The 4,222-nt window shown below is 39.2% G+C and carries 5 protein-coding genes; 3 read left to right on the top strand and 2 right to left on the bottom strand.

From position 1 onward, the window contains the following. The 3 genes from A3735_RS15690 to A3735_RS15700 all read left to right on the top strand — a co-directional run. On the top strand, window positions 1-595 hold a 595-nt coding region (locus A3735_RS15690; RefSeq protein ID WP_068638245.1), incomplete at its 5' end, for a LysE family translocator. 276 nt (window positions 596-871) lie between these two features. Further along, a complete protein-coding gene (locus A3735_RS15695; RefSeq protein WP_068511187.1) occupies window positions 872-1,960 on the top strand; it encodes an FAD-dependent monooxygenase in 1,089 nt (362 codons plus the stop codon). Between the two features lie 689 nt (window positions 1,961-2,649). Continuing rightward, on the top strand, window positions 2,650-3,273 hold the full coding sequence (locus A3735_RS15700) for a hypothetical protein (protein WP_068510988.1): 624 nt from the start codon (window positions 2,650-2,652) through the stop codon (window positions 3,271-3,273). A gap of 55 nt (window positions 3,274-3,328) precedes the next feature. Here A3735_RS15700 and A3735_RS15705 read toward each other — a convergent pair whose 3' ends face one another. Further along, window positions 3,329-3,646: a CcdB family protein gene (locus tag A3735_RS15705; RefSeq protein WP_068510990.1), complete on the bottom strand. Its 318-nt coding sequence runs from the start codon at window positions 3,644-3,646 to the stop codon at window positions 3,329-3,331. Further along, window positions 3,646-4,023, bottom strand: coding sequence for a type II toxin-antitoxin system CcdA family antitoxin (locus A3735_RS15710; protein WP_231875543.1), 378 nt, complete (start codon window positions 4,021-4,023; stop codon window positions 3,646-3,648). The genes A3735_RS15705 and A3735_RS15710 overlap by 1 nt, the downstream gene beginning before the upstream one ends. Between the last annotated feature and the right edge of the window lie 199 nt (window positions 4,024-4,222).

Raw genomic sequence — 4,222 nt, forward strand, 5'->3', positions numbered from 1 at the left:
CGCATTAGCAGCATTAACTTTTGGCTTAGTGGCAGGGCTGAAACCGGGGCCTTTAGGTGTGTTTGTGATTCATCAAACCATGTCAAAAGGTAATTACAATGGGTTTATGGCTAGCCTTGCACCTATTGTAACCGATGGGCCAATTATACTTCTGGCATTGCTGTTAACGTTGCAGCTTAATGATATAGGCTTGTTTATCTCTGCGATTTCTGTCTTTGGCTCTATGTACCTAGCTCTTATTGCATACAAAATACTTAAAACTCCAAACAACATCGACCCTAGTGTCGGGGGTAGCAAAAGCTCAAGCTTAGCTACGGCAGTAAAAATTAACTTCCTAAATCCAGCACCGTATATATTTTGGCTAACTATTGGCAGTAGCTATATTTTCATGGGCTCTAATATAGAGGCTGTTGTATTTATTGTTTGTACATTATTTAGTCTGTGTATTACGAAATTTTCTGTGGCTCTCTTTATTAAAGCCTTAGGAGAGCGGTTCAACCCGAGAGTTTACGCTGTCGTGCTTAAGTCGCTTTCTGTACCGTTGCTAATATTTAGTGGCCAGTTACTGTTTTCTGGTATCTCAATATGGCTGTAAATGGCATTGGCTATATCAATGACAGGCACGGCTACAAGTTTGTCGCCGCGCCTTTAAACTAGTGTTTGCTTTGTGCGATTTGCGTAATAAAGAATTTGATGGCTCACCAAATCATCGTCAAGTTTACTTAGCTTGGCTTAATACCTAAAACGGTTAAAGAAACAAATTGTAGAATTCAGGTGTAAAGCTAAGTCTTTAATGTTTATAATGTAAAGATTAACAAAGATTAAACATGCTCGGTAGTAGTACCGGTTGGCATAAAAGGAATATGAGAATATGAGAATTATTATCATTGGCGGTGGGCCGGCCGGGCTCTATTTTGCGAGTGCCATGAAAAAATTCAATCCTGGCTTTGACATCACCGTTTATGAGGCTAAAAATGAATCAATCAACTCATTTGGTTTAGGCTACACGCTACAGGGGCTGACCAAAGATTTGTTAGCGCATTTGGATGAGGATTATTTCACATCACTCTTTGCGAATAACACTCCGCCGAGACTCTCACAAGCCACCGTAAAAACCAATAACGACTGCCAAACCTTTAAGTTTTCTGATGGACACTGCGTTTCCCGTTTTGAATTGATGCGCTATTTCAGAAATAAAGCTACGTCACTCGGAATAACTATCGAAGAGAAAAAAGTGCTTCCATCTGAGCTAAGTCAGCTACAAGATTCCTGCGACTTATTGGTTGGAGCAGATGGCGTAAACAGCATTGTACGAAAAGAATATGCGGCTAAATTTGTCACACAGCAGCATGAAGCAAAAATAAAGTTTACTTGGTTTTATAACGACTCACCAAAACCTCAAACAAATGTCAGGTTTTACGTCATTAAAACATCTACCGGCTTCATTCAGTTGTCCTCCTACCCCCTAACGGACACCAGGCAGGCTGTTATCATTGAAATGACCGAAAAGTGCTTTCAATCGAGTCGCTTTCTCCAGCAAAGCCCAGCCGAAGCTATCCCCCATCTTAATAAGATATTCACCAGCGAAGAAGACAAAATTGACTTGGTTTCTACCAATTTGCCCTGGTTTTCTTTCAAGATGAATACCGTTAAACACCTTTTCCATGAAAATATGGTTCTAATTGGCGATGCGGCTTTTTCTTTCCACTATAGCGCGGGCGTTGGTTTGCAAACAGCATTTAACATGGCTAACGCATTAACAACATGCTTTCAGAGGTGTAATGACATCGACACCATTCTCAATCATTACTCAGAAATGACACCAATCGCATTGCGCGCCCCAATTGATAAATCTTTGAATGATATTAATTGGTTAGAAAATATAGACGAACATTTGCTAAACACCCCAGAACATCGGCTGATCGAACATTATTTAGAAAAAAACAAGTACACTAAATAATTGAAAATCCATTCAAACCAAAAGAGATTAAACCTTTGGAAAAAACCAGATTTAGCTACTGGTATCTGGCTTGTTATTTTGAAGGGGCCAAAGTGACTGACGCTAAGTTAAGGCTTAGTCCAAATTTTTAGTTATACCCACCTAGGTTAAATAATTTGGACATCCTACTAAAGCACTAAAACCTGGTGGGCCGCTGTGGTTAATATTGAGTGGGGAGGGTATGCGAATCTTTCCAAAAGGTGGGAAGAGTTTGTTTGATAAATTGTAGTCATGGATAAGGTGGACATTACTTTAGTAGTTAAAGCTGATGTTCCCTAGCATCGAGAATTCGCTTTCGTTCAGCTAGATTTAGTACCTTTTGACTTAAAAAGCGACCGCCTGTCGTATATCCTGAGAACTTACAAGAACGAATCAAAAACTGTATATAAAACAAGTGGCTAAGAAACTGGTGTAAAATCACGATATACGACATAGTGTCGCATTTCTTAATAGTTTTTGAATCTCGGACTTCTGCGGAATCCAGTCATGGTGTATGATTCGAGTAATATCAGAACGATTTTAAAAAAAGGATATACGACAGGTGGATATACGACCTTATGTCGTAGATTCAAATGTTATGTGGGTCGAGAGAGGTTCCAATTATCAAACTATTTATAAGCCCAGAATGGTCGAAGCTTACGTGGGAATCAGTGTTTAATGAAAAATTGGCTTTAGCTGATATATTGCCGAAAGAAGGTCGTGCATATCCTCTAGTATTCGATAAAAATGAGGAAAATGTTACATCTGGTGATGCAAATATATTATGGCTTCCGCCGCATTCTGAGCTTAATGGGTTAGATGACGGGCGCCCGTCAGAGATTTTGAAAGCACATATTATCCAAGGCAATCTGAGCCTTTTTAATAGCGCTAAATGTGAGTGGCTTTTTAAAGTTGTGCATACTGTTCCTTTGATCAGCCTTATTGAAAGTCAAAAGCAATCAGGCGAGACTGATAAAGAGCTTAAAGTCGGCACCTCTTATCTGGAACAAAGTCAAAAAATATTTAAGAGTGTCTTGGGTAAGTATATCTTGCTGCATTGTTGTATTGGGGAGGCGAGCTGTGATCTGCTTTATTCAATCGTGGGCAACGTATATTCAGCGCACTTTTTGTCGTTAGTAATGCCTCTAGGCTTCGATGCCAAAGCTGGTAGCTATGTGTTAAACAAAAAAGAAGTTGAGGTTCTTAATTGTGCCATAGATTCTGCGCAAGAAATCAAAGAATCTAGTTTGGTGGGCATAGGAGATCACGAGGTGTACGGGGTTGAATCTTTTTAATTTTCACATAACAAGTTGCTCAATTTGACGCCTGGCGGCGCAAATTAGCAAAGCGTTAAATGCCGGTAATCAGCATATCTATGGCATCGATGATTTCATAGCGATATTGTTCAAGTGAGTCTACTTCTGATTTTAGTAGTGACTTAGGTACAGTGGTCATCTGATTCGTCACAAGAACAAATTCTTCGCTGTCGATATTGATGGTAGGGCATAGCTTTTGGGCTGCTTTTTCGTTTACTTTTTTTGAAGGGGTTAGCGGTATAACCAGTCTAGAGTTTAAATCACTTAACAAGTTGTTCTGAACATCTACAAAATATGGGTAGGTTTTTTTGCTGCTTTTATCTTTATTCAGGTACAGCGTAAATTGGCTCATTAAAAACTCCTAAACGAGTCAGAGAATAAACCGTTTTCATCACTTAGCTTATTAAGTTCATCAATTGCATCTTTGTTTTCTTGAAGCCATTGCTCGCGCTGCGCGTTTTTCACTTGCACAATTAGAGCTTGTTCAAGTGTGGCAGATAAATTTATTTTCAAGCTTTTAGCTTGATTTAAAAGGTCGCTATTTACTGTTAAGTTGGTAGCTTTTTTAGGTGCTTGTTGGTCAAAAAATGTCTGCATGTTATTTGCTCCATATGCGCATATAATATGTGCATCTATGCTATTCCATAAAAAAGCATTTAACAAGCGCCTCCAACGGACAAATTTTACTGTCACCATTTTTGCGCTGCGCTGCAAAACTGCCGCCAGCAAAATTTGCTCGTTGAGGCGGGCGTTATGTGTATTAATGAATGGAATTCTTGCAATGAGCAAAGTAAAAATATTGGAGTATCCTAAGAAAGGAGAACCTGATTATAGCCATCTTAACCTCGTTGTAGAGTTTTTGCTTAGCTCAGGAAATAAGTCTGCCAACGAATATATTTGGGGTGTAAACAGAACGGGATACTTTTGT

The sequence above is a fragment of the Oleiphilus sp. HI0061 genome, assembly GCF_001635675.1.

Bases quoted from the DNA above. Each gene is read 5' to 3' on its own strand.
- A3735_RS15695 (WP_068511187.1), top strand. From the start codon at position 872: ATGAGAATTATTATCATTGGCGGTGGGCCGGCCGGGCTCTATTTTGCG.
- A3735_RS15705 (WP_068510990.1), bottom strand. From the start codon at position 3,646: ATGAGCCAATTTACGCTGTACCTGAATAAAGATAAAAGCAGCAAAAAA.